Source organism: Pseudomonas sp. SZ57 (assembly GCF_009495975.1).
In the GTDB taxonomy this organism is placed as follows: Bacteria; Pseudomonadota; Gammaproteobacteria; order Pseudomonadales; family Pseudomonadaceae; genus Aquipseudomonas; species Aquipseudomonas syringae.
This window is the reverse complement of sequence record NZ_WIBD01000027.1, coordinates 30,679-55,309: the sequence shown is the minus strand read 5'-3', so window position 1 is coordinate 55,309 and position 24,631 is coordinate 30,679. Positions and strand designations below refer to the sequence as shown.

Genomic DNA, 24,631 nt, shown 5'->3' with positions numbered 1-24,631 from the left:
CTGAAGCGCTTGGCGTTGTACGCAGGCTTTGTGGGAGCTTGCTCGCGAAAGCGATTGTCCAGACGACCTGTTTTTTGTGTCTGCACTGGCCTCTTCGCGAGCAAGCTCCCACAGGACCGATGCGCTGCCGGGGGCGGCACGCCGACATATTTGATGAAGACATGCGCCCCAACGCTGAAGCGCTTGGCGTTGTTACACAAATCTTGTGGGAGCGAGCTTGCTCGCGAAAGCGATTGTCCAGACGCCCTGTTTTTTGTGTCTGCACTGGCCTCTTCGCGAGCAAGCTCGCTCCCACAGGACCGATGTGCCGCCGGGGGCGGCACACCGACATATTTGATGAAGACATGCGCCCCAACGCTGAAGCGCTTGGCGTTGTACACAAGTCTTGTGGGAGCGAGCTTGCTCGCGAAAGCGATTGTCAAGACGCCCTGTTTTTTGTGTCTGCACTGGCCTATTCGCGAGCGAGCTCGCTCCCACAGGACCGATGTGCTGCCGGGGACGGCACACCGCCGTATTTGATGACGACATGCGCCCCCACGCTGAAGCGCTTGGCGTTGTACACAAATCTTGTGGGAGCGAGCTTGCTCGCGAAAGCGATTGTCCAGACGCCCTGTTTTTTGTGTCTGCACTGGCCTCTTCGCGAGCAAGCTCCCACAGGACCGATGCGCTACCGGAGGCGGCACACCGACATATTTGATGACGACATGCGCCCCAACGCTGAAGCGCTTGGCGTTGTACACAGGTCTTGTGGGAGCAATAAGCACAAGGCGTGGGGACGAGACTTAGGGATTTTTAAAAGGACCGCATCATGAGCAAAACCCTCGCTGCACTGGCCTTAGGCCTTCTGACCCTGAACGCCTACGCTGACGATAAACCCCTGAAAGTCGGCACCACGGCAGCCTTCGCGATACCGCTCGAAGCCGCTGTCGAAGAGGCCGGCAAGCAGGGCCTGAAGGTCGAGCTGGTCGAGTTCACCGACTGGATCGCGCCCAACGTCAGCCTCGCTGCCGGCGATATCGACGTGAACTACTTTCAGCACATCCCGTTCCTGACCAACGCCAACGAAGCCGCCGGCTTCGGCCTGGTGCCTTACGCACCGGGGATCATCAACAACGTAGGCCTGTACTCGAAAAAGTACAAAAGCTTCGATGAGCTGCCGACCGGCGCCACAGTCGCCATCGCCAATGACCCGATCAACAGCGGGCGCGGCCTGCAACTGCTGGCCAAGGCCGGGCTGATCACGCTCAAGGAAGGTGTTGGTTACAAGGCCACCGAAGAAGACATCACGGCCAACCCGAAAAAACTCAAGCTCATCCAGGTCGAAGCCGTGCAACTGGTGCGAGCCTACGATGATGCCGATCTGGTGCAGGGCTACCCCGCCTACATCCGTCTGGCCAAGACTTTTCCCGCTGACTCGGCGATCCTCTTCGACGGTCTGGACCACCCGGAATACGTGATTCAGTTCGTGATCAAGCCTGATCACAAGGATGACCCACGGCTGGCGAAATTCGTCGATATTTACCAACACTCGCCGGTCGTCCGCGCCTCACTGGACAAGGTCAACGGCAAGCTTTACCAGGCCGGGTGGAAAGAATGACTGCGACCGCGCAACGCCAACGGCCACTCGACACAGCAGGCGCAGGTCAACGGGCGCAACAGGCCGAGCTGCACCCGGAGCTGAATCGCGCGCATGTGCGCTTCATCAACCTGGGCAAGACCTATCACGGCAAGCAAGGCCCGGTGGAGGCGCTGGGCAATATCGATCTGGCCGTCCAGCGCGGCGAGATCTTCGGCATTATCGGCCGCAGCGGCGCAGGCAAATCCTCGTTGATCCGCACCATCAACCGCCTTGAACAACCGAGCAGCGGTCGCGTACTGATCGATCAGGTGGACATCGGCGAGTTCGACGAAGACAAGCTGGTGCAGCTGCGCCGACGCATCGGCATGATCTTCCAGCACTTCAACCTGATGTCGGCCAAGACCGTCTGGCAGAACGTCGAACTGCCGCTCAAGGTCGCCGGCGTGCCCAAGGCGCAACGCGCGCGCAAGGTCGCCCAGTTGCTGGAACTGGTGGGTTTACAGGACAAGCACAAGGCGTACCCCGCGCAACTGTCCGGCGGGCAGAAACAGCGCGTCGGCATCGCCCGCGCACTGGTGCACGACCCGGCGATTCTGTTGTGCGACGAAGCCACTTCAGCGCTGGACCCGGAAACCACCCAGTCGATCCTCGGCCTGCTGCGCGAGATCAACCAGCGCCTGGGCCTGACCATCGTGCTGATCACCCATGAAATGGCGGTGATCCGTGATATCTGCCACCGCGTCGTGGTGCTGGAACAGGGGCGAATCGTCGAGCAGGGGCCGGTATGGCAGGTGTTTGGCGACCCGCAGCACGAGGTCAGCAAAACCTTGCTGGCGCCCCTGCAAACCGGGCTGCCGAAAGAGTGGGCCGAGCGCCTGAGCGATCAGCCGCAACGACCCGATGCGGCCCTGCTGCTGGACGTGCATTTTACCGGTGTCAGTGACGAAGGGCCGGATCTGGCCGCGCTGTTTGCCGCGCTGGGCGGCAAGGTGCAATTGCTGCAGGGCGGCGTCGAGCGGATTCAGGAGCGCGCCATCGGGCATCTCATTCTGTCGGTTGCCGGCTCGCCGCACAGCCGGGACGAGCTACTGGCACGCGCCCGCACACTGGCGCCACGCACGGAGGTATTGGGTTATGTGGGTTGATCGCTTGCTGCAAGGCACCCTCGACACGTTCCTGATGGTCGGTGTGTCGTCATTGATCGCACTGCTGCTGGGCATTCCGCTGGCAGTGATTCTGGTGACCAGTTCCAAAGGCGGCATCTACGCAGCGCCGGGGATCAACCGCGTGCTGGGCGGCTTCGTGAACCTGTTTCGCTCGATTCCGTTCCTGATCCTGATGGTCGCGCTGATTCCGTTCACGCGGATGATCGTCGGTACCACTTATGGCGTATGGGCAGCCGTCGTGCCGCTGACCATTGCCGCCACGCCGTTCTTTGCGCGGATCGCCGAAGTGAGCCTGCGCGAGGTCGATCATGGTCTGGTCGAGGCGGCGCAAGCGATGGGCTGTCGGCGCTGGCACATCATCTGGCATGTGCTGCTGCCGGAAGCGCGCCCCGGTATCGTCGGTGGCTTCACCATTACCCTGGTGACCATGATCAACTCATCGGCCATGGCCGGGGCCATCGGTGCAGGCGGATTGGGCGATATTGCCTATCGCTATGGCTATCAGCGCTTCGACACGCAGGTGATGCTGACGGTGATCGTCTTGCTGGTTGCGGTCGTCGCGCTGGTACAACTGGGTGGTGACCGATTGGCACGCAGCTTCGACCGGCGCTGAGCAGCCGCAACGCAGCGAGGGTATATTGGCGGTCTTCCTTTACCGGACCGCCCTTGATGAAACTCGACCCACAAACCCTTGCGCAGATCACCGCCGCGACCCTCGGCAATTACAACAGCGTGGCCGACGACTTCCGCGAAGGCACCCGCGACCACGACGTCAGCCAGAATATCGACGCCCTGCTGCGGCATATAGAAGGACCGGCACCCTGGCAGATTCTCGACTTCGGCTGCGGGCCGGGCCGCGACCTGAAAACGTTTACCGCGATGGGCCATGTGGCGGTCGGGCTCGATGGCTCCGAACGTTTCGCCGAGATGGCCCGTGCCGAGACCGGTTGCGAAGTGCTGCAGCAAAACTTCCTCGAACTCGACCTGCCGCAAGGCCGCTTCGATGGCCTCTTCGCCAATGCAGTGTTGTTCCACATCCCCAAACAGGAGCTGCCACGCGTCCTGCGTCAGCTGCATGCCACGCTCAAGCCGGGCGGCGTGCTGTTCAGCTCCAACCCCCGCGGTGAGAATCAGGAAGGCTGGAACGGCGAGCGTTACGGCGCGTATCACGACCTGGAATCATGGCGCGAATTGCTGACCGAAGCCGGCTTTGTCGAACGGGAACATTACTACCGCCCCGCCGGCTTGCCGAGGGAACAGCAACCGTGGCTGGCGAGTGTCTGGCGGCGGCAGTGATGTGCGGCGCTGTGCAGTCGGTGTGCTGTCAGTTCTGACAGTATCGGCCAACACTCACGCGCCTTAGGATGGACTTGCGGCCGTCTGCGCAGACGGCTGGCAAGGGAATCCATTTGAACCGATCAAAGGAACTGATCATGGCGACCGAATTCTTGAAAAACGGCAACTTCAGCGACGGTCTCAAGTACTGGGCAGCACCTGAGGGCTTTGATCCAGACTTCAAGCCTTGGCCCGCAGGCGATGGGCAGAGCATCAAACTGGATGCTACTGAAGTGACCGTAAGCCAATTTATCAATGAGCTGCCTGACTCTACCCTGCGTATCGAGTTCGATGTGCATAGCGCAGACGTGAAAATAGACGAGGCGCTCTTTGTCATAGCCGTGGGAGGTTACAACAAAGAGGGCGCGCTGAATCTGACACCGATCATTGGCCTCGCCACTAAGGAGTGGGAACATTTTTCTGGCGAGATTACGTTCGAAGAAGCGCTTGAAAAATGCTTTGTGAATCTATCGGCGCCTTCGAACACGTTCCGCTTCTCGCTCTCAAACTCAAACTCAAACTCAAACTCAAACTCAAACTCACACTCAAGGCTGGCTTCACAGTTCGGCCCTGTACGGTTCGCAAACCTCAGCCTGACCATGATCGACGCCAAAGACTCAGACCAGACCGATTGATTGCCGTGTCAGCAGCCCTGCCCCGTGTCACAGGCGCAGGGCACGCCGACCTCAATGCGCCGGCCGCGCGTGCTCCCCTTCATCCTTGTCAGCCGCTTCGCGACGCTGTTCGTCGGTCGGTTCCTTGATGCGATACCAGGCCACGTACAACGCGGGCAGGAACAGCAAGGTCAGCAGCGTGGCGATGATGATGCCGCCGATCATGGCGTAGGCCATCGGCCCCCAGAACACCTCACGGGCGATTGGAATCATGCCCAGGCTGGCCGCGGCCGCCGTCAACAGGATCGGACGACGGCGATGCTCGGTGGCTTCGACCACGGCGTCCCACGGCAGATAACCGCTTTTTTCATAGGCATCGATCTGGGTCACCAGAATCACCGAGTTGCGGATGATGATGCCGATCAGCGCCAGCACCCCGAGAATCGCCACGAACCCCAAGGGCGTCCCCGTCGGGATCAGCGCCAGCACCACACCGATAAGCCCCAGAGGCGCGACACTGGCCACCAGAAACATCTTCTGAATGCTGTGCAACTGAATCATCAGGAACGTCGCCATGAGAAACAACATCAGCGGCGCAACGCTGGCAATCGGCCCCTGTGCCTTGCTGCTTTCTTCGACCGTACCGCCGGTTGCAACCTTGTAGCCGACCGGCAGACCTGCGGCGAACTTGTCGATTTCCGGTTGCAGTTGCTTGACCAGATCAGTCGGCTGAATGGCGTCGCGGACGGCGCCTTTCACCGTGATGGTCGGCTTGCGATCGCGGCGCCAGACCAATGGCTGCTCCAGCTCGTAACCGACCGTGGCAAACGCCAGCAGCGGGATCGACGTGCCGGTCGGTGTCACAATTTGCAGGTTCTGCAGGGTTTCCGGTGTGCCGCGCTCGGCATCTTCGGCACGCCCGATCACATTGATCAGATAGATATCGTCGCGCACCTGGGTCACGGTAGAACCGCTGACCACGCTGTTCATCAGCTTGGCGACGTCTTCCGACGACAGGCCCAACTGCCGGGCCTTGTCCTGGTTGATGTCGATGCGCAGGACCTTGCCCGGCTCGTTCCAGTCGTAGATCACTTCGCCCACATGCGGGTTGTGATCGAGCAGCGTGGCCAGCTCGATGGCGTGCTGGCGCACCTTGTCGATGTTCTCGCCGCTGACGCGATACTGCAACGGACGCCCCACCGGCGGGCCCATTTCCAGCGCCTGCACGTATGATCCGATGCCGACGAAGTCTTCACGCAGGCGCTTTTGCAGACGGGCAGTCAACGCGCCACGCTCTTCCAGGCCTTTGCTGACAATGACCAGCTGGGCGTAGAACGGATTTTCCAGCTGCTGATCGAGCGGCAGGTAGAAACGCAACGCGCCCTGGCCGATGTAGGTGCTCCAGCGCTCGATGTCCGGATCGTCCTTGAGGCTCGCTTCAAAACGATCCACTACCTTGCGCGTCTCGTTGATCGAGGCGTTCTGCGGCAGGTTCAGGTCGACCAGAATTTCTGGGCGGTCCGAAGACGGGAAGAACTGGTTCTGCACGAACTGCATGGAGAACAGCGACGCGGCGAACAACCCGACCGTGATGGCAATCGCCAGCCAGCGATGACGCATGGCCCAGAGCATGCTGCCGTTGAATGCCCGGCCGATGCGACCCGGCTCTTCAGATTTGGGCTTGATGTTGGCGCTCAGAATATGCACGCCGATCACCGGCGCAAACAGAACGGCAACCACCCACGACACCAGCATCGCCACGGCAATGACCGCAAACAGCGTGAAGGTGTACTCCCCCGCCGAGCTGTTGTTCAGACCGATCGGCACAAAGCCGGCCACGGTCACCAGCGTACCGGTAAGCATCGGGAACGCTGTCGAGGTGTAGGCGTACGTCGCGGCCTGCTCCTTGGACTCGCCCATTTCCAGCCGTGTGACCATCATTTCCACGGTAATCATGGCGTCATCCACCAGCAGGCCGAGGGCGATGATCAGCGCGCCGAGGGAAATCCGTTGCATGGTGATGCCGCTGTATTCCATGAACACAAACACCATCGCCAGTACCAGCGGAATCGAACACGCGACCACCAAACCTGCACGAAACCCGAGGCTGACGAAGCTGACCAACAGCACGATAATCACCGCCTCGAACAACGCGCTGGTGAAGCCGCCCACGGCCTTGTTCACCACCTCGGCCTGATCCGAGACCTTATGCACGCCAATGCCGACTGGCAGCTCCGCCGTCGTAGCATCCATCTGTGCATGCAGCGCCTTGCCGAACGACTGGATATTGCCGCCCTTCTGCATCGCGATGGCCAGGCCGATCGCCGGTTTGCCATCGAAGCGGAACAGCGGCTTGGGCGGATCGGTGTAGCCACGGGTGATGTCAGCAATGTCGCTCAGACGGTAAAAGCGATCATTGATGCGCAGATTGACCGCAGCCAGGTCCTTCTCGGAAGCGAACTGCCCGGAGGTACGCACCGAGATCCGCTCCGGCCCGGCTTCGATCACCCCGGCAGGCGTCACCGCGTTCTGCGATTGCAGGCTTTGCACCACCTGGCTCTGGTCGATGCCCAATGCCGCGAGTTTGCGTGTCGAGAAGTTCAGGTACACCACTTCGTCCTGCTGACCGATCATCTCGACTTTGCCCAGGCCGGGCACGTCGCGGATGTCGGCGCGAACCTTCTCGACGTAGTCCCGCAACTGACGCATCGAGAAACCGTCTGCGGTAAACGCATAGATCGAACCGTACACATCGCCGAACTCGTCGTTGAACGACGGGCCTTGCAGCCCCTGCGGAAACTGCCCACGGATGTCATCGACTTTCTTGCGCACCTGATACCAGATTTCCGGTATCGCCTTGGCACTGGTGGTGTCACGCAGGTACACGAAGACTGTGGACTCACCCGGTCGGGTATAGCTCTTCACGTAGTCCAGCGAGTCCAGCTCTTCGAGCTTCTTCTCGATGCGATCGGTGACCTGCTCGAGGGTCTCGTCCACCGTCGCGCCCGGCCAGCGGGTCTGGATAATCATGGTCTTGATAGTGAAGGACGGGTCTTCCTCGCGGCCCAGCTTCATGTAGGAAAACACGCCCATCAACAGCGCGACGAACATCAGGTACCAGACGAACGACTGATGCTTGATGGCCCACTCGGATAAATTGAAATTCCCTTTCATCGCGGGCTTTCCTCATCGACTTTGACTTTCTGGCCCGGCTTGAGGCTATTGACGCCCGCGCTCACCACTTTTTCACCCGCTTTGACGCCATCGGTCAGCACGAAGGAGTCGCTGTCACGGCTGGCAATCGTCACCGTTCTGGGGTTCACCGTCTGGCTCTGCGAGTCGACGATCCAGACCTGGCGTTTGCCATCGACTTCCTGCAGGGCATTGACCGGCAGACGCATGCGCGGCGTGATGGTCGAGCTGAGCGTCACGCTGATCGCCGTGCCCAGGCGGAACGCCGCTGGCGTCTGCGCCAGCGACAGACGCGCACGGCGCGTACGTGTCGTGCGGTCGGCCTGGGGCTCGATCTCGCGAATGGTAGCGGTGGTGTTCACTTCCGGATTCAGCTGACTGGCGACGGTGAAGACCACGTCGGACGGTAACTGGTCGGCCAGTGTGTCGGGCAGGTCGATCACCGCTTCCTTGATGTCCGGCCGCGCCAGGGTCACGACTTCCTGACCGGCTGTCACCACCTGTCCGGCTTCGACTTTCCACTCGGTAACCACTGCATCGTGATCACTGCGCAGCTCGCTGTAACTCAATTGGTCGCGGGCCTGTTGAGCCGCGGCTTTGGCCTGTTCCTGCGACGAGCTGGCGGTCTTCAGGTCGGTCAGGGCGATGTCCAGTTGCGCTTGGGCACCGACGCCGCGATCGAACAGCTCCTGCTGACGGCGAGCATTGGCCTGGGCGTTGATGTATTGCGCCTGAACATTGGCCAGGTCGCCCTGCCGGGCACGCACGGCGTTCTGCTGATCGGTCGGATCGAGGGTTGCCAGCAAATCGCCTTTCCTGACTTCAGCGCCGACGTCAACGTCGCGCCGGGCGATGCGCCCCGCGACACGAAAGCCCAGCACACTTTGATAACGCGCCTGGATATTGCCGGCAAAGCGCCCGAAATCCTGATTCGACTCAGGCTTGGCCTCGACGAACACCACGGGACGCACCGGTTCGGGAGGTGTTTCATCCTTGCCACAGCCACTCAATAAAACGCCGCTCAACAGCAGGCTGCCCAGCGACAGGCATGACGGACGCTTCATGGCTGCACCTGTGCATTCTGCTGTTTGGGCTGTTCGGCAATTTCGACCTGCATGTCCGGGTGTAGCAACTGTCCGCCTGCCACCACGACTTTCTCTCCACTCTTGAGCCCGTCGCCAATGATGACTTTGGCGGTCAGGTAACGGGTGACGGTGACCTTGCGCAGATTGACCTTGCCCTGTTCATCCACCACCCACACGGCAGGCTTGCCCAACTGTTCGCCGAGGTCCTTGGTCAGCGCCGCCCAAGGCAACTCGACACTGGCATTGGCCGGTGCGCTCAGCGCCACGCTGACCACCGAGCCCAGGTCCATGCCTTCAGGCAGCGGGTCCAGCGCGATCTTGACCTGCAAGGTGCCGGTTTGCGCCGACACCGCCGGGGTCACCTCGCGTACTTTGCCGCTGACCTTGATGTTCGGGTTATCGAGCAACGTGACCTGTACGGGTTGATCGGTTGGCGGCTGAACGAACAGCGACTCATAGACATTGAACACCGCATCGCGATCACCGTCGCGCGCCAGATCGAAAATCGGCATGGTGGCCTGCACCACTTGCCCGACCTCAGCCTGACGCGCAGTGATCACACCCGGTGCGTCAGCGACCAGTGCGGTATAACCCAGTTGTTCACGGGCGTTGGCCAATTGCGCCTGCGCCGCCTTCAACGAACTTTCACTGCCGCGCAACGCCGCTTGTGCAGAGTCATATTCGCTGCGGCTGGTATAGCCCTTGGGCAACAGTTTTTGTTGTCGGACGAAAGCCGCGCTGGCCTGATTCACGCGGGCCTGCTCGGCAGCCACAGCAGCAGCGGCCGAGTCGACGTTGACCTGCAGATCCTTAGGGTCGAGCCGCGCCAGCACCTGCCGGGCAGTGACCCGATCACCCACATCGACATTACGCTGAATGATCTTGCCATTGACCCGGAATGAAAGACGGGTCTGCACTCGCGCCTGAACATCACCGGTCAGGGCGACACTGGCGGCGAAGTCGGCACTTTTTACCGTCTGCACATAAACCCTGGGCAGTTCGGGCGCCGCCGGTTTTTCCTCGCCACAACCGGCCAGCGCCGCCAATGCAGCGGCCAGACCGAACGTAACCAGTCTTGAAATACGAACGGGCATGCAGACTCCTTGTGCAACTGCCGGATGCGGGCGTGATCAGGGCGAGAGAATAGCGTGAGTATGCGACTGTGTGCGAGAGGGAGGGTTCATTAACGGGGCAGAAAGTGGGTGGGCACGAAAGACCTTCAAATGAATGATTGGCCCAAAGGGACTCAGCGCATTTTAATTGAGCTTTGCTGGTACGAATTTCGGCAGATAGATTGCTTTTGAGCGCCACTGCCGAAATCGGACGTAGCGTATCGATTAATACATCAATTCATCGCCCGCGCGTATGGAATACGATGGCACTTCATCTATCGTTGGCATCTTGTGGACTCCAGAAAAATAATCTTTGGGAACATGACTTCTTATATCTCGGTATCTAGGATAGCCCGTTCTACGAATAGTAGGCGACTGTGCCGGCGCGACGCTTAATGGTGATGAATTTGCTCGTGGCAATATAAAGGATGTAGTCTGCAACCCGGCAGCGGATTGCGCAGGGCGTTGAGTTGGCAGTGTTCTCGCGGAGCTGATTTTCGGGCCGCGAGCCCGGCCACGAGCAAATGCAGATTTTGCGGACATTGCACCAGAGGCCAATGAAAAGGCGCCCAGACCAACAGCAACCCAACCCAGTTCCGAGCCACCCTCTACATCGTAATAGTCCGTAAGCACAGATGCTGTAGCCGCAGAAGAAGCACCAAATGTGGCAAGGACAGTCCCCCCAAATGCTTTTACGCTAAGAACTTTAGGAAAAGCATAAGTGCCTAATGCAACACCCACCAAAGCCATGGCCAAGCTTGCATAAAAATCCCAAGATTCATGTCCTGTAGCGTCTGTGCGATTAACCGGATCGCCAAGGCAATACGCATATACATTCAACCCACCCTTACCAAACGGACTCATACTGTCCGGGCTGTTGAAGCGCATCAACACCGGGTTGTAGGCACGATAACCATTGCCTAGCAGGTAATGGCCGGTCAGCGGGTCAGGCTGTTCGCCGTTGAAACCGGGTAGTTCTGCAATCGTCTGCCCGGCTTGATGATGCCCGAACGGCGTATAGGCAATGTCTGCTTGGCGCCCGTCTTCACTAGCATGCAGCACGCTGTTGTGCAGGTCGCCGGCGAGCAGCGTCGTCATGACCTCGTCGCCCTCCCGACTCTGTTGCGCCAGCCATTGTGCGCCTGCGCGGATACAGGTTCGTTGCCTGTCACCGTGCAACTCGGTCATCAGGTGCTCGCCGTTATAGAAGCGGTTGGCGACGGCCTGCGCCAGGGGCGTCACTGTGGATAAACGGTCCAGCGGGTCGTAGGTGTACTTGCAGAGGATGGCCATTATCGTTCCCTGATGATGACGAGGTCAGGGCTTTAGCGTGAGCCCGTCGGAGCCGACAGTCCACTGGCAAAACTATCAGTAGGGCACCCGAAAGCAAGAGTCCGGGTGACCTGGGTAATAAGCTCATAGGTTGTCATGGCTCTGTAAGATCGCCCAGGTTCCGGCAGAAGGCTGGATGGCGTCAAGACGGCATTCACTCAATAAAATGTCCGATCCTCATGCCGTCAGCCCCAGCGTTGCTCCTCACGTTCGGTGACATGACGTTGAGTTGGAATTGATCTCACGTATCTGATTGAGAGACGGCTTAATTTTATATGCTGCCAGTCCGTAATCACCTAGCAACCTGCCAGTTGTACGTATACGCATTTTTTCGACTCTCAGGCACCATCTGGTGACTTTGTGACTCGATAGTTATTCCGATAAAGTGTCTGACCCCGGCGAATAGTTGTAGCCTGCAGTCCAAATTGATCAGTCATTCTGAGCGTAGAAAACATCCGGCCGTTATCCACGAATTCACGGTACAACTCACCCTGATCACGAAGCGACATATACCTGTTACGGTAAAAACCAATGCCATTAACCTCCAGCACATCAGAGTTTACCATATTAAGAAACAAATCTTGTACGCCGTTGGACTCTTGATTAACACGACCCCTTCCCTCTGGCAACGCAAGTTTCTTATTAGCAGCGCGCGGCGACGCAGATCGCATATTAGCACCGTGCGTCGCCGCGCGCGGAGGGGATGATAGCCCCTCGCCCAACTTTTTAATGTAAATTACTTCCATATTTTTGAAATTTGATTTTGCTTTTCGCCATTGTCGTATCGTGCTTGCAACCCCTCCTCCGCCGGCAACCAAAGAGACAACCCCAACTGCAGCGAGTATGATGCGGAGCTCACTGTCTGATCCTTTGAGCCCAGCAGACGCCCCTATCGCTCCCGCCCCCACGGCACTGAACAAAATCCCCGATAGAAAAGACAGACCGATCGAAATATGCCCAGTCGGATCAACCCGATTAACCGGATCCCCCACACAATACGCATACGCATTCAACCCACCCTTACCAAACGGACTCATACTGTCCGGGCTGTTGAAGCGCATCAATACCGGGTTGTACGCGCGATAACCATTGCCGAGCAGGTAATGGCCGGTCAGCGGGTCAGGCTGTTCGCCGTTGAAACCGGGTAGTTCTGCAATCGTCTGCCCGGCTTGATGATGCCCGAACGGCGTATAGGCAATGTCTGCTTGGCGCCCGTCTTCACTAGCATGCAGCACGCTGTTGTGCAGGTCGCCGGCGAGCATCGTTGTCATGACCTCATCGCCCTCCCGACTCTGTTGCGCGAGCAACTGGCCGCCAGCGCGGATGCAGGTTCGTTGCCTGCCGCCCTGTAACTCGGTCATCAGTTGCTCGCCGTTGTAGAAGCGGCTGGCGACGGCCTGGGCCAGGGGCGTCACTGTGGATACGCGGTCCAGCGGGTCGTAGGTGTACTTGCAGAGGATGGCCATTATCGTTCCCTGATGATGACGAAGTCAGAGCTTTAGCGTGAGCCCGTTGGAGCCGACAGTCCACTGGCAAAACTATCAGTGGGTCACCCGAAAGCGAGAGTCCGGGTGGCCTGGGCAACAAGCTCATGGGGTGTCATGGCTCTGTAAAATCGCCCAGGTTCTGGCAGAAGGCTGGATGGCATCAAGACAAACGTCACTAAATAGAATATCTGATCCTTCTGCCAGCAGCCCCAGCGTTGCTTCCGCGGCTCTGTAAAGGTAGGCCGAACCCACTTGTTGAGTTTATCGATGAGGCAGTTGAAGCGCCAAGAGCCTCTCTTGCAGCGATGTGTGGGGGAAAAGGATATGGATCTCTTCGTGAATACACTGGCGGCGCATCAGGCGGCCGTGGACTATACGGCGGCGGCGCATCAGGCGGCCGTAGAATATCCGGTGGCGGTTGGCGGTTGGAGTCAGGCACTGTTCTTCGCCCGGCGAGCCGATTTGCTCCAGCTTGAACATCAGATCGTTTTTGCCTCATTCGTCTCGCAGCTAAGGAGCCCCGCCAAAACACTGTCGAAGTGACTCCTAAGCCAAATCCCACATATTGAAATATTGAGCTGGTCTCGGGGTGCGCGTCTTTCGTCAACGCCGACCCTATCGTGGGAAAAAGGCCAAGAATACCTGTTAATGAGCCGACGACCGAGACTATCCTCGTCTTGACCCCCTTCGATAGGAGTGTCCCTCCCCCCCCTCCGAGCGCACCGAGTACCGACAGGCCTAAACCCACCCAAAACCACGCGCTTTCATGCCCTGTCGGATCAACCCGGTTGACCGGATCTCCCGCGCAATACGCGTACGCATTCACGCCACCCTTGCCAAACGGGCTCAGGCTGTCCGGGCTGTTGAAGCGCATCAGCACCGGGTTGTAGGCGCGATAACCGTTGCCAAGCAGGTAATAGCCGGTGAGAGGGTCGCTCTGTTCGCCGTTGAAACCGGGCATTCCATCGAGGGCCTGGGCAGTGTCGTGGTGACCGTAAGGCGAGTAGGCAATGTCCGCCTGGTGTCCGTCTTCACTGGCATGCAGCACGCTGTTGTGCAGGTCGCTGGCGATCATCATTGTCACGACCTCATCGCCCTCCCGACTCTGTTGCGCGAGCAACTGGCCGCCAGCGCGGATGCAGGTTCGTTGCCTGCCGCCCTGTAACTCGGTCATCAGTTGCTCGCCGTTATAGAACCGGTTGGCGACGGCCTGAGCCAATGGCGTCACTGTGGATAAGCGGTCCAGCGGGTCGTAGGTGTACTTGCACAGGATGGCCATTATCGTTCCCTGATGATGGAGGTCAGGCTTCAGCGTGATCCGAGTCGGGAGGCAGGTCTACTGGTAGAAATGTCAGCGAGCGGGTTTATGCAGAGAACGAAGAGGATGTTCAAAATGGGGTTTCTTCAACATTTAAATCACCACTCCGAATGCTTGAAGCCCGGGATGTAGTGACATTAGACTCAGGTAAGGCGCTCTGCGCCAACTTCGCAGCTTTTTTTGCTGCTCGTTTTGTAGCTCGCTTTGCAAGTCTGGAACGCAAATACATCACGCCACGAGACCCGACGACGGGGATACCAACAACTATAGCAACGCTTCTCAGCGTACGAGCTGCCAGTAAACCACCCTCAAACTTTCCCGTAATATAACCTGCAGTCCATGCCACACTGGCCGTAAGCGCCCCGACGCCAATGAATCCCAAGAGTTTTTCCTCCGTGTTCGCCGGTCTTCTGAGCAAGGGTGTCTTGGGGAGGACATTATCGATAGCGTTTACTTCGGGCTTTACCTTCACTCCCTTTAACACAGCCTTTATAGACGAACGAGCCGTCAACAGGCCAAAAACGCCGGTAGCAAGGGCTGCGCCAAGGTAGATGTACGCCTGCACATCATCAAAGAGTTCATGCCCGCTCGGATCGGATCGATTGATCGGGTCCCCCGCACAATACGCATAGGCATTTATTCCACCCTTGCCAAACGGACTCATACTGTCCGGGCTGTTGAAGCGCATCAAAACGGGGTTGTAGGCGCGATAACCATTGCCCAGCAGATAATGACCGGTCGACGGATCGGGTCGCTCACCGTTGAAGCCTGGCAGCTGGTTCAATGCTTGCCGATGCCCGTAAGGGGTGTAGGCGATAGGGCCAGGCAAGCCGGCAGATACGGTGTGGAGCACGCTGTGCTGTTGGTCCGAGCCGATCAACAACGTGGCGAGCGCTGACTGCATGGCCAGCAACTGACGGTCGCGATGCAGGAAACGAAGGTGTTCTGCCCCCTGAATCTCGCTGACCAGAATATCGGACTGATAGAACGAACGGGCAATGGCTCCAGCCGCAGGCGTGCGAGCCGCGAGCCGGTCAAGCGCGTCGTAGCGGTAATTGCACAATGTGGTTGGCTGGCGCATGGCGAGTAACCGGAGTGGTCTTGATCAGCGAGGCAGGCCTCTTCAAGCACACAATGCACCGCAGGGACCGCAGCGGCTACTCGTAGAACTGCTAGGTTGCATCAGGGCTGTCAGGGGTTCTGGACGCATTCCAGCGAGCGCTCCAGCTCGGCCTTGGCCATATTGATCAGATGCACCACCGAGAACGCCAGATCACGTTTCAGGCCATCGAGGTTGTCACCGGTTTCATACGCGGTGGCAGAGGCACAGCGCAGTATTTCGCTGACCTGTATCAGAGAGTCTTCCAGAGAGTTGGGGAGCGGCGGGGATGGGGTTGAGTTGATCATCATGTGTGCCTCTGCAAGTAGGGCCATCAGATGTTCGCTGCTAAACAAACAAGGGTGGCGACTTTGACGCGGGTTAGCAGACCGGTAGAGAACACAGACCCGGCGCACTCGAAAGTGCCCCACGCAAAGCCGCCATAAAACGGTAATTGCGCTGCGTATCTCTGGACAGGCTGCTAAACCCGGTCGCTGGAAAAATCAGCGACCGACGCAGCCTAGTGTGCAGAGTTGGCAGGCACAAGGGCTCGAGATTTTCTAGGAAAGGTCATACGCAGGAAAGAGAAAAGACTGAAGGAAAGGTCCTGCAGGACAGGTTTTTCGTGAGCGGAAGTAACCTGAATCTTTTAGAAGAGGACGCAGAGCGTCCAGAATGGCATTCCCACGCTGGAGCGTGAGGAACGATAGGCGCCCGGGAGATCACCTATCGTTCCTCACGCTCCGCGTGGGAATGCCGTTCGTGACGCTCCGCGTCATCCTCAAGCAGCGCCGATCAGCTGCCCTCGGTGCCGTGTGCTTCTTCGAAGAAGAAATCCTTCCAGCTCGCTGCCTTGTTTTTCAACACACCCAGCTCATGCAGTTTCTCGGCGTAGATGAAGGTGCGCTGCGGCGTGATAGTGAAATCGATTTCCGGGTCGGCGACGATTTTCTCTACCAGGGGCAACGGCAGCTTCGATTGCTCGACGCGGATGTAGGTCTGCGCGGCAGCGGGTTTGTCGGCCTTGATGATCGTCTCGGCTTCAGCCAGCGCGTCGTAGAACGCCTTGTAGGTCTTGGGGTTTTCGTCGTGGAATTTCTCGGTGGTGTAGAGCACGTTGAACGTCGCCTGGCCGCCCAGCACCTCATAGGAACTGAGCACCTTATGCACGTTGGGGTTCTCCAGTTCCTGATACTGGAACGGCGGGCTGGAGAAGTGCGAGTTGATTTCCGAACCACCGGCAATCAGCGCGGAGGTCGCGTCCGGGTGCGCCAGGCTGACCGAGATGTTGTCGAATTTCTTGTAGTTGTCGTTACCGAACAGCTTGGCGGTTTCGATCTGCAAGGTGCGCGACTGGAAGCCCACGCCCGCAGCCGGTACGGCGATGCGGTCCTTGTCGGTGAAGTCCTTGAGGGTCTTGACGTTGGGGTTGTTGGTCAGCAGGTAATTGGGCATCGAACCCAGCGAGGCAATCGCCTTGACGTTCTGTTTGCCCTTGGTGCGGTCCCATACGGTCAGCATCGGCGGCACGCCGGCCGACACCACGTCGAGTGCGCCAGCCAGCAACGCTTCGTTCATCGCCGTGGCACCGGAGATGCTGTTCCAGTCGACCTTGATGTCCAGGCCCTGCTCCTTGCCGTGTTTCTCGATCAGTTTCTGATCGCGCACCACGTCGAGGATCAGGTAGCCGATGCCGAATTGCTGAGCGATGCTGATCTTGCCTTCAGCCTGAGCGCCGCCGCTGAGCAGCGCGCCAAACAAGCCGAGGGTCGCCGCCAACACAGTCAGTGCCGGACGTTGAAATGCAGTTTCCATGTGGTTCTCACCCTGATTATTCAAAAAAAGACGGCGTTTCAACGCTGCATACCCCAGCGCTTGACGGTCAGGCGCTCGATGTTGGCGAACAGCAGGTTCTCGACCAGCAGGCCGATGAGGATCACTGCCGCCAGCCCCGCAAAGACCTTGTCGGTATACAGCTCGTTACGGTTCTGGAAGATGTACCAGCCCAGACCGCCCTTGCCGGAGGACGCGCCAAACACCAGCTCGGCGGCGATCAGTGTGCGCCAGGCAAAGGCCCAGCCGATTTTCAGACCGGCCAGAATCGACGGCAGCGCAGCAGGGATCAGGATGTGCCAGACAAAGCGCAGGCCTTTGAGGCCGTAGTTGCGCCCGGCCATGCGCTGGGTTTCCGAGACGCCCAGAAAGCCCGAGTAAGTATTGAGCGCCAGCGCCCAGAGCACCGAATGCACCAGCACGAAGATCAGGCTGTTCTGACCCAGCCCGAACCACAGCAGCGCCAGCGGTAGCAGGGCAATGGCCGGTAACGGATTGAACATCGCAGTCAGCGTGCTGAGCAGGTCGCGGCCCAGTTGGGTGGACACTGCCAGGGTGGTCAGGGCGAACGCCAGCACGATGCCGATCAGATAGCCCTGAATCAGCACGGTCAGGGAGATCCAGACCTTGCCCGGCAACTCACCGGAAATCAGCCCGTCATAAAAGGCGGCAGCCGTTTGCAGAAAACTCGGCAACAGCAGGTCGTTGTTCTGCAGACGTGCGGCCAGTTCCCAGATCACCGCCAGGGCGATCATGATGACGCATTTGCGCACCCAGCTCAGTTGCCAGATACGCTGTGCCAAAGGCAGTTCTCGGGCCAGGTCTTCCTGAGTGAAAGGCTCCAGCGTGATTTCATATTCTTCGCGAGCGGGAGGTGCGAGGCTCATGATTCGGGTTTCCCGGTAATCGTGTAGATAGGACGCGGAGCGTCCTGAAAGGCATTACCACGCGGAGCGTGGGAACGATCAAGGCAGTCGCCTAGTAAGCGATCCGGATGTCCTGAAAATTCAGATCCTGCTCCACCGGCCCGGCCTCGCCCTCATCGAACAACAACCGATGAATACGCTGCGCGGTTTGCTGAAAGCCGACGCCGCCGAGACTTTTCAGGTCGTATTGATGGCTGTTGATTTCCGCCCTTACACGGCCCGGATGCGGCGACAGCAGCAGGATGCGGTTACCGACCACCAGCGCTTCTTCGATGGAGTGCGTGACGAACAGCAACGTAAAGCGCACCTCGTCCCACAGCTCCAGCAGCTCTTCCTGCATCTTGCGGCGGGTCAGTGCATCCAGCGCGGCAAAGGGCTCGTCCATCAGCAGGATTTTCGGCTGCATGGCCAGGGCTCGGGCAATCGCCACGCGGGCTTTCATGCCACCGGACAAGGTGTGCGGATAGGCATCGGCAAACGCACTGAGGCCGACCTTTTCCAGGTAGTAACGCGCGCGCTCCAGCGCTTCGGGGCGCTTCAATGTGCGTGATGCCAGCAGCGGAAACATGACGTTCTCGATCACGGTTTTCCACGGCGGCAGCTGGTCGAATTCCTGAAACACCACGATGCGGTCCGGGCCAGGCTCGGTGACCTGATGCCCCGCCAGACGAATCTCGCCCTCACTGGGCTCGATGAAACCGGCCACCGCTTTGAGCAGCGTCGACTTGCCGCAACCGGATGGGCCGAGCAGCACGAAACGATCGGCCGGATCGACTTCGAAACTGACCTGATGCGTCGCCCGCACCACGCGTTCTGGCGTGCGGTATTCGAGGCTGACGCCGCGAACTTGCAACAAGGCTTCAGCGCTGGGCTGTGCAGCCGGTTGCGCTTGGGTGCTGGTGCTGGCCGTGTGGCCTTGCGCGACAGCATTCATGAACGGCCCTCCTGGATCAAAATGGCGCGGTGCCTTGAATGGTCGTGCGATGCAGTTTGCGACGCAGATGCGCCGGGCAGCCGGCAGCCAAGTGGATCAGGGAACGGTTGTCCCAGAACACCATGTCGTTGGCCTGCCACTGGTGCCGATAGATGTGCTCGGGCTTCACGCTGTGGGCGTAAATCTCGTTGAGAATCTGACGGCTCTCGTCTTCCGGCAGACCGAGGATGCGTGTAGTGAAACCCTCGCTGACGAACAGCGCCTTGCGCCCGTTTTCAGGGTGAGTGCGAACGATCGGGTGGCTGACTTCGACCACCTGCGCCAGTTGCTCGGCGCTCAGGGTCGGACGCCAGTTGGCGGCGTTGTGGCCCTCGGCGTAGCGTGCGGTGTAACTGTGCACCGCTGAACGCCCTTCAACCGCATCGCGCAGGTGTTGCGGCAACGTTTCCCACGCCAGGTGCATGTCTGCAAACAGCGTATCGCCGCCTTCACTTGGCAGCTCCTGGGCGTACAACATCGAGCCCAGGCTCGGCAGCTCCTTGTAAGACAGGTCCGAATGCCAGTACTTGCCGGCATCGCCCAGGCCCACGGGCTTATCGTTCTCGACAATATTGGAGACGATGAGGATTTCCGGATGGTTGGCCGACAGAAACTGCTTGAGCACATGGATCTGCAGCACTCCGAAGCGCCGGCTGAAATCGATCTGCTGCTGCGGCGTGATCTGCTGATCGCGGAACACCACCACATGGTGATCCAGATGTGCCTGATGCACACGGGCGAAGTCGGCATCGTTCAACGGCCTGGACAGATCCAGCCCAACGATTTCCGCGCCCACCTTTTCGGTGAATGGACGCACTTCGAAGGATTGCGAAGCAGGTTGAGCGGACAATGAAGCGAGGGAGGCTGCTGGCATGAGAACTCCGACTCCAGGACTGTGTGACTGAAAGACGAAACTCTATAGGTATAAGAAACAGAGTTTAAATACCGTTAAAGAATATCGATAGTGCTGAATTTTTCACTGCCTCGCGGTGTAACGTCAGTCAGCATAAATGTGTCACGACAGATACATCCAAGTGTAAGACCGCCTTGCTAGGGTCGGCGCCTTATTCGACCTGAGTGAAGCGCCCGCTATGCGATCCAATAAACCGGTTGTCCATGTAATGGTGTCGTCATTGATACTGTCGCTGCTTGCCGTCTCGGTTCAGGCTGCGAGCCGTGCCAATGACAATCGTATAAACGGTGTCGACCTGCTCTCCGGGTTCAACACCCTGTGGACAACCGGCGCAACCTGGGACACCGGGACGCCGACGGCCCTCGGTCAGAGCCTGCTTCGGCGCAACCTGCAGATCGTGGTCGACCGCGCCAACTCGCGCACGCTGGCGCAGGAAACCGCCGCCTACTTCGATGACCGCCGCGACCAGAGCTACAGCGCCATCAGCGGCCTGGGCTCGCTGAGCGATGCTTACAAAGCGGGCGCGGGCGCGTTTACGACCATCACGCAATTCGACGACAGCAACAAAACCGTCAAGTACGACGACAAAGGCAATGGCGCAGGCAGTTCGTCTTCAGCGCTGGGCAAGGTGGTCGATCTGGTCGGCGCCGTGCGCAACGATGCCTCCACGACTCCAGCCAAGTCCCACTATCTGTATCCACGGCCATGGCGGCAGAGCCTCGACGGACAGAGCCTGGCATTCGTCGTCGCGCCGTCCCTGCGCCCGGCCGAAAGCACCACGCCGGCCAGTGACTCGGGTTTCCCCAGCGGGCACACCAACGCCGCCTACCTGTCAGCCTACGCCTTGGCCTACGCGATCCCGGAGCGGTTCAGCGAGCTGATGCTGCGTGCTTCGGAGATCGGCGACAACCGCATCGAAGCGGGCATGCACTCGCCCTTCGACGTGATGGGCGGGCGAATCACGGCGACCTATTTCGCAATCGACAATCTGTCCAATTCCGCCAACACGCAATTGCGCGCCGATGCTCGCGCACAGGCGCTGGCCTATTTCACTGCTCAGTGCGGCGGCAACGTCAACAATTGCATGACGGCCATCGACCCGGCCACCGACCGCACTTCCCAGCACGCACAGGACAAGGCGCTGTATACCGCGCGCATGACTTACGGCTTCGACCCGGTCGGCCCGACCAATCTCGCGCCGGTCGTGCCGACCAACGCTGAAGTGCTGCTGGAAACACGCTTCCCGTACCTGGACGCCAGCCAGCGCCGCGAGATTCTGGCGACCACTGAACTGTCGTCGGGCTACGCAGTGATCGATCAGTCAGGTGGCTACGGTCGCTTGAACCTGTATGCCGCAGGCGATGGTTACGGCGCGTTCAATTCCAACGTCACCGTCAACATGAACGCCAGCCTGGGCGGCTATAACGCCATCGACGCCTGGCGCAACGACATCAGCGGCAGCGGCGCACTGATCAAGAACGGTACGGGCAACCTGATCCTGACCGGCAACAACACCTACTCAGGCGGCACGCTGATCAACGGCGGCACCCTGACCGGTCATGCCCAGGCCTTCGGCAGCGGTACGATCACCGATAACGCAACGCTGGTGGTCGATCAGTCCACCAACGACACCCTCGCCAACACCCTGACCGGCAACGGTGCGCTGATCAAACGCGGTATCGGCTCGCTGAACCTGACCGGCAACAGCAGCCTGTCCGGCGCGACGACCGTGCAGGCCGGTCGCCTGGCAGTGAATGGCAACCTCGGTAACTCCATCGTCAGCGTGCAGCAAGGTGCAACGCTGGGTGGCAACGGCACCGTCGGCGGCATCAACGTCGCTCAGGGCGGCGTGGTCGCACCGGGTAATTCGGTCGGGCAACTGAACGTCAACGGTGACGTCAACCTGGCTCAGGGTTCGGTTTATCAAGTGGAATCGGACGCCAATGGCAAAGCCGACCGCATCGTCGCCAGCGGCCGCGCGACGATCAATAACAGCACGCTGTCACTCGTCGAGGGCGGTAACTGGCTGGCCGCCAGCCGTTACTCGATCCTCTCCGCAGCCGGTGGCGTGAGCGGTGCATTTGCCGCCGTACAAACCAACTTCGCGTTCCTTACCCCGACGCTGAACTACACCGCCACCGATGTCGGGCTGACGCTGGATCGCAATGCACAAACCTTCGCCAGCCTGGCGACCACGCGCAACGCCAAGGCGGTCGCGCAGGGTCTGGACAGCGCGGGCGCAGGCAACGCGCTGTGGCGTCAGGTGGTGCAGGACGACGCCTCGACGGCGCAGGCCACGTTCAGCGCGCTGTCCAACGAGCTGCATGCATCGACCCAATCTGCACTGATCGAAGACAGCCGGCTGGTGCGCAATGCCATGAATGCTCGCATGCAACAAGCGCAATCCACACAGGCATTCGGCAGCACCACGCAAACCCTCGCCGGTGACGCCTCGCGCGGCGTGGTGTGGACCCAGGCCATCGGCGCGACCGGCCAGACCGACAGCAGCCGTGACGCCTCAGGCCTGGAAACCCGCACCAGCGGCCTGTTGTTCGGCGCCGACGTACCGCTCGACGACACCTGGCGTGTGGGTGCATTGGCAGGCTTCAGCAACAGCAGCTTCGACCTGCGCCACGCGTCCGGCTCGACCGACAGCGACAACTATCACCTGGGTGTCTACGGCGGCGCGAAGTGGGGCCAACTGGGCCTGCGCCTCGGCGCGGTACGCACCTGGCATGAGCTGACCGCCAAGCGCACGCTGGACCTGCCGGGCTCGTCCGAGCACTTCAAGGAAGACTACAAGGCAGCGACCAATCAGGTCTTCGGCGAACTGGGCTACACCCTGGAAATGGGCAACGCACAGCTTGAACCCTTCGCCAACCTGGCACACGTACGCCTGGACACCGACGCCTTCGACGAGAACAGCAACGCCATCAGCCTGCAGAACAAATCCCAGGACAACCACATCACCTTCAGCACCCTGGGCCTGCGTGCAGCGACCCGCCTGAACGCAGGCAGCGTCGTGATCAAACCCAACGCCACACTGGGCTGGCGTCGCGCCTACGGTGACGTCACCCCGGAAAGCCGCTCGGCCTTCAGCGGCGGTGACACCTTCGAACTCTCCGGCGCCCCCATCGCCCGCAGCGCAGCCGTGCTCGGCGCAGGTGTCGACCTGGGGTTGAGCGATACGCTGAGCGTGGGCCTGAGCTATGACGGACAGGTGAGCAATGATGCATCGGATCAGTCGCTGAATGCCCGGGTGACATTGGCGTTTTAAGGCTGAAGCGGCGGCTGCTCTCTGTAGGGACGGAGAGCAGCCTGCCGAAGTTATCAGGGGGTCTGAGCGCTCTTGCGTTGACCCTCAATTTCATCCCACTCCAACCCTCTCGCTTTCATTTCCCGGCCTCCCGATCAGCCTCAACAATCGAGGTCGGGAATGGGCTGCGTGCCTTTGCAAACCACCACAGGGCACCCACCCCGATAACGCTCGTTAGCATGGCCAAACTCAGGATGACCTGGCGAATGCCCAGGGGCGCTGCGAGCAGGGCCACCAGCAAACCCGCCAGAGGCTGCGACAGGTTATTGAGCAGCGTGATCACGCCCACCGTCTTGCCGAAGTCCTGAGGCGGTATCACCCGCTGCCGGAGGGTGCGCATGTAGACGTTGAACATCTTGTCGAAGCCGACGATCAACAGAAACCCCAGCGCATAACCGGTAAGGTTCGGGCTCACAGCGCTGATAAATGCCCCGGTCGCGATCATCGAAAAGCCGACGCCACCCAGCACGCGCATAGGCAGAGCCACGCGGGCCAGGAAGAACAGAATCACGATGGTCGTCACCGCACCCGCCGCCTGCAGCCCGGCATAGCTGTCTTTGCCGGCGCTGTACTCACCGATCACCATGGCTGCCGAGGTCGCCAGCGTGACACCGACGATCAGGTTGACGCCTACTGCCAGCGTGATGATCTTTTTCAATTCCGCCAGGCTGCGGATATGCCCGAATGCAATCCGCAACGGCTGCAGCCAGATGCCCTGATGCTGCTCGAACACCTCCAGCGTGATACGACTGAGACGTTGCCACGCGAGCATGCTCAGGTCTGCCAGCAGGAACAGGCCAGCGGTCAACAGTACGACCCAGTGCCAGGCCCACACCTCAAGCATCAGTGCCGCGACCAAGGGCCCGAGAACCAGCCCGGACTGGTCGGCGATCTGGGAATAGGACAACGTTCTGGTGTAGCTGTAGTGCTGAAAGATATGCGGCATGAGCACTTCGCGCGCCATGATGCCTTGCGTGGTCAGCACCCCGCACAATGCCGACAGCACCACCAGCCATCCGATACCGCCAAAGATGGCGTAGAGCAGCATCGCCAGCACGCACAGCGATGCCCGGTAGATCTGGCTGATATGCAGAATTTTGACTGGCGGGTATTTGTCGCAGAGGGCACCGCACAACGGAAACGCGAGAAACCTCGGCAGCGATTCGACGAAAAACGCCAGCCCGGCCCATGAAGCGCTGTTGGTGGTCTGGAACACCACCAGCGGCACAATGAACAACAGAATCTGATCCGCCAGCCTGGACAGGAAAAGCGAGACGAAGAAAGCGAGGTAATCCTTGCGCATGGAAAACTCCTGTAGGCCGGGACGTGCATCGCTATTAACCGAGCCCGG

General features: G+C 59.7%; 20 protein-coding genes. 6 read left to right on the top strand and 14 right to left on the bottom strand.

Annotation, left to right across the window (positions count from 1 at the left end):
* Positions 1–422, bottom strand: a 422-nt coding sequence (locus GE543_RS27265; RefSeq protein ID WP_218571928.1) for a hypothetical protein, incomplete at its 3' end; no start/stop codon positions are given.
* 386 nt (positions 423–808) lie between these two features.
* Here GE543_RS27265 and GE543_RS22095 point away from each other — a divergent pair.
* The 5 genes from GE543_RS22095 (at position 809) to GE543_RS22075 (ending at position 4,715) form a co-directional block, all read left to right on the top strand.
* Entirely contained in the window at positions 809–1,597 is a 789-nt protein-coding gene (locus GE543_RS22095) for a MetQ/NlpA family ABC transporter substrate-binding protein (protein WP_153222379.1), read from the top strand.
* Positions 1,594–2,724 carry a methionine ABC transporter ATP-binding protein gene (locus GE543_RS22090; RefSeq protein WP_153222378.1) on the top strand — a complete coding sequence of 377 codons (1,131 nt, stop codon included), beginning with the start codon at positions 1,594–1,596 and terminating at the stop codon, positions 2,722–2,724. Before GE543_RS22095 ends, GE543_RS22090 begins: the two co-directional genes overlap by 4 nt.
* A complete protein-coding gene (locus GE543_RS22085; protein WP_003403166.1) occupies positions 2,714–3,358 on the top strand; it encodes a methionine ABC transporter permease in 645 nt (214 codons plus the stop codon). Before GE543_RS22090 ends, GE543_RS22085 begins: the two co-directional genes overlap by 11 nt.
* Positions 3,359–3,414: 56 nt before the next feature.
* Positions 3,415–4,041 carry a bifunctional 2-polyprenyl-6-hydroxyphenol methylase/3-demethylubiquinol 3-O-methyltransferase UbiG gene (locus tag GE543_RS22080; RefSeq protein ID WP_153222377.1) on the top strand — a complete coding sequence of 209 codons (627 nt, stop codon included), beginning with the start codon at positions 3,415–3,417 and terminating at the stop codon, positions 4,039–4,041.
* Between the two features lie 137 nt (positions 4,042–4,178).
* Entirely contained in the window at positions 4,179–4,715 is a 537-nt protein-coding gene (locus GE543_RS22075; RefSeq protein WP_153222376.1) for a hypothetical protein, read from the top strand.
* A gap of 51 nt (positions 4,716–4,766) precedes the next feature.
* On the opposite strand, the gene GE543_RS22070 is transcribed toward GE543_RS22075, so the two are convergent.
* The 12 genes from GE543_RS22070 to GE543_RS22010 form a co-directional block, all read right to left on the bottom strand.
* On the bottom strand, positions 4,767–7,868 hold the full coding sequence (locus GE543_RS22070; protein ID WP_153222375.1) for an efflux RND transporter permease subunit: 3,102 nt from the start codon (positions 7,866–7,868) through the stop codon (positions 4,767–4,769).
* A complete protein-coding gene (locus tag GE543_RS22065; RefSeq protein WP_153222374.1) occupies positions 7,865–8,950 on the bottom strand; it encodes an efflux RND transporter periplasmic adaptor subunit in 1,086 nt (361 codons plus the stop codon). The genes GE543_RS22070 and GE543_RS22065 overlap by 4 nt, the downstream gene beginning before the upstream one ends.
* Positions 8,947–10,065: an efflux RND transporter periplasmic adaptor subunit gene (locus GE543_RS22060; protein WP_004409144.1), complete on the bottom strand. Its 1,119-nt coding sequence runs from the start codon at positions 10,063–10,065 to the stop codon at positions 8,947–8,949. The genes GE543_RS22065 and GE543_RS22060 overlap by 4 nt, the downstream gene beginning before the upstream one ends.
* 243 nt (positions 10,066–10,308) lie before the next feature.
* Positions 10,309–11,376: an RHS repeat-associated core domain-containing protein gene (locus tag GE543_RS22055; RefSeq protein ID WP_153222373.1), complete on the bottom strand. Its 1,068-nt coding sequence runs from the start codon at positions 11,374–11,376 to the stop codon at positions 10,309–10,311.
* Between the two features lie 377 nt (positions 11,377–11,753).
* Complete coding sequence (locus tag GE543_RS22050) at positions 11,754–12,881, bottom strand: RHS repeat-associated core domain-containing protein (RefSeq protein WP_153222372.1); 1,128 nt, start codon at positions 12,879–12,881, stop codon at positions 11,754–11,756.
* Between the two features lie 196 nt (positions 12,882–13,077).
* Positions 13,078–14,181, bottom strand: coding sequence for an RHS repeat-associated core domain-containing protein (locus tag GE543_RS22045; RefSeq protein ID WP_153222371.1), 1,104 nt, complete (start codon positions 14,179–14,181; stop codon positions 13,078–13,080).
* A 109-nt stretch (positions 14,182–14,290) separates the two neighbouring features.
* A complete protein-coding gene (locus GE543_RS22040) occupies positions 14,291–15,301 on the bottom strand; it encodes an RHS repeat-associated core domain-containing protein (RefSeq protein WP_153222370.1) in 1,011 nt (336 codons plus the stop codon).
* Between the two features lie 110 nt (positions 15,302–15,411).
* Positions 15,412–15,627 (bottom strand): DUF6124 family protein, encoded by a 216-nt coding sequence (locus GE543_RS22035; protein WP_046237824.1) that lies wholly within the window; start codon positions 15,625–15,627, stop codon positions 15,412–15,414.
* Between the two features lie 487 nt (positions 15,628–16,114).
* Complete coding sequence (locus tag GE543_RS22025; RefSeq protein ID WP_046271359.1) at positions 16,115–17,134, bottom strand: ABC transporter substrate-binding protein; 1,020 nt, start codon at positions 17,132–17,134, stop codon at positions 16,115–16,117.
* A 38-nt stretch (positions 17,135–17,172) separates the two neighbouring features.
* The gene (locus GE543_RS22020; protein ID WP_153222369.1) at positions 17,173–18,039 is read right to left on the bottom strand and encodes an ABC transporter permease; all 867 of its coding nucleotides are present in this window, start codon (positions 18,037–18,039) and stop codon (positions 17,173–17,175) included.
* Between the two features lie 91 nt (positions 18,040–18,130).
* Positions 18,131–19,012 (bottom strand): ABC transporter ATP-binding protein, encoded by an 882-nt coding sequence (locus GE543_RS22015; RefSeq protein ID WP_032655456.1) that lies wholly within the window; start codon positions 19,010–19,012, stop codon positions 18,131–18,133.
* Positions 19,013–19,028: 16 nt separating this feature from the next.
* A complete protein-coding gene (locus GE543_RS22010; RefSeq protein WP_153222368.1) occupies positions 19,029–19,925 on the bottom strand; it encodes a TauD/TfdA family dioxygenase in 897 nt (298 codons plus the stop codon).
* Positions 19,926–20,142: 217 nt separating this feature from the next.
* Here GE543_RS22010 and GE543_RS22005 point away from each other — a divergent pair, with 217 nt between their 5' ends.
* Complete coding sequence (locus tag GE543_RS22005; RefSeq protein WP_153222367.1) at positions 20,143–23,241, top strand: autotransporter domain-containing protein; 3,099 nt, start codon at positions 20,143–20,145, stop codon at positions 23,239–23,241.
* A gap of 115 nt (positions 23,242–23,356) precedes the next feature.
* Here GE543_RS22005 and GE543_RS22000 read toward each other — a convergent pair whose 3' ends face one another.
* Positions 23,357–24,583: an MFS transporter gene (locus tag GE543_RS22000; protein ID WP_153222366.1), complete on the bottom strand. Its 1,227-nt coding sequence runs from the start codon at positions 24,581–24,583 to the stop codon at positions 23,357–23,359.
* Positions 24,584–24,631 lie beyond the last annotated feature (48 nt).

Coding starts and splice junctions, on each gene's coding strand:
- GE543_RS22095 (WP_153222379.1), top strand. CDS start 809: ATGAGCAAAACCCTCGCTGCACTGGCCTTAGGCCTTCTGACCCTGAAC.
- GE543_RS22090 (WP_153222378.1), top strand. CDS start 1,594: ATGACTGCGACCGCGCAACGCCAACGGCCACTCGACACAGCAGGCGCA.
- GE543_RS22085 (WP_003403166.1), top strand. CDS start 2,714: ATGTGGGTTGATCGCTTGCTGCAAGGCACCCTCGACACGTTCCTGATG.
- GE543_RS22080 (WP_153222377.1), top strand. CDS start 3,415: ATGAAACTCGACCCACAAACCCTTGCGCAGATCACCGCCGCGACCCTC.
- GE543_RS22075 (WP_153222376.1), top strand. CDS start 4,179: ATGGCGACCGAATTCTTGAAAAACGGCAACTTCAGCGACGGTCTCAAG.
- GE543_RS22070 (WP_153222375.1), bottom strand. CDS start 7,868: ATGAAAGGGAATTTCAATTTATCCGAGTGGGCCATCAAGCATCAGTCG.
- GE543_RS22065 (WP_153222374.1), bottom strand. CDS start 8,950: ATGAAGCGTCCGTCATGCCTGTCGCTGGGCAGCCTGCTGTTGAGCGGC.
- GE543_RS22060 (WP_004409144.1), bottom strand. CDS start 10,065: ATGCCCGTTCGTATTTCAAGACTGGTTACGTTCGGTCTGGCCGCTGCA.
- GE543_RS22055 (WP_153222373.1), bottom strand. CDS start 11,376: ATGGCCATCCTCTGCAAGTACACCTACGACCCGCTGGACCGTTTATCC.
- GE543_RS22050 (WP_153222372.1), bottom strand. CDS start 12,881: ATGGCCATCCTCTGCAAGTACACCTACGACCCGCTGGACCGCGTATCC.
- GE543_RS22045 (WP_153222371.1), bottom strand. CDS start 14,181: ATGGCCATCCTGTGCAAGTACACCTACGACCCGCTGGACCGCTTATCC.
- GE543_RS22040 (WP_153222370.1), bottom strand. CDS start 15,301: ATGCGCCAGCCAACCACATTGTGCAATTACCGCTACGACGCGCTTGAC.
- GE543_RS22035 (WP_046237824.1), bottom strand. CDS start 15,627: ATGATCAACTCAACCCCATCCCCGCCGCTCCCCAACTCTCTGGAAGAC.
- GE543_RS22025 (WP_046271359.1), bottom strand. CDS start 17,134: ATGGAAACTGCATTTCAACGTCCGGCACTGACTGTGTTGGCGGCGACC.
- GE543_RS22020 (WP_153222369.1), bottom strand. CDS start 18,039: ATGAGCCTCGCACCTCCCGCTCGCGAAGAATATGAAATCACGCTGGAG.
- GE543_RS22015 (WP_032655456.1), bottom strand. CDS start 19,012: ATGAATGCTGTCGCGCAAGGCCACACGGCCAGCACCAGCACCCAAGCG.
- GE543_RS22010 (WP_153222368.1), bottom strand. CDS start 19,925: ATGCCAGCAGCCTCCCTCGCTTCATTGTCCGCTCAACCTGCTTCGCAA.
- GE543_RS22005 (WP_153222367.1), top strand. CDS start 20,143: ATGCGATCCAATAAACCGGTTGTCCATGTAATGGTGTCGTCATTGATA.
- GE543_RS22000 (WP_153222366.1), bottom strand. CDS start 24,583: ATGCGCAAGGATTACCTCGCTTTCTTCGTCTCGCTTTTCCTGTCCAGG.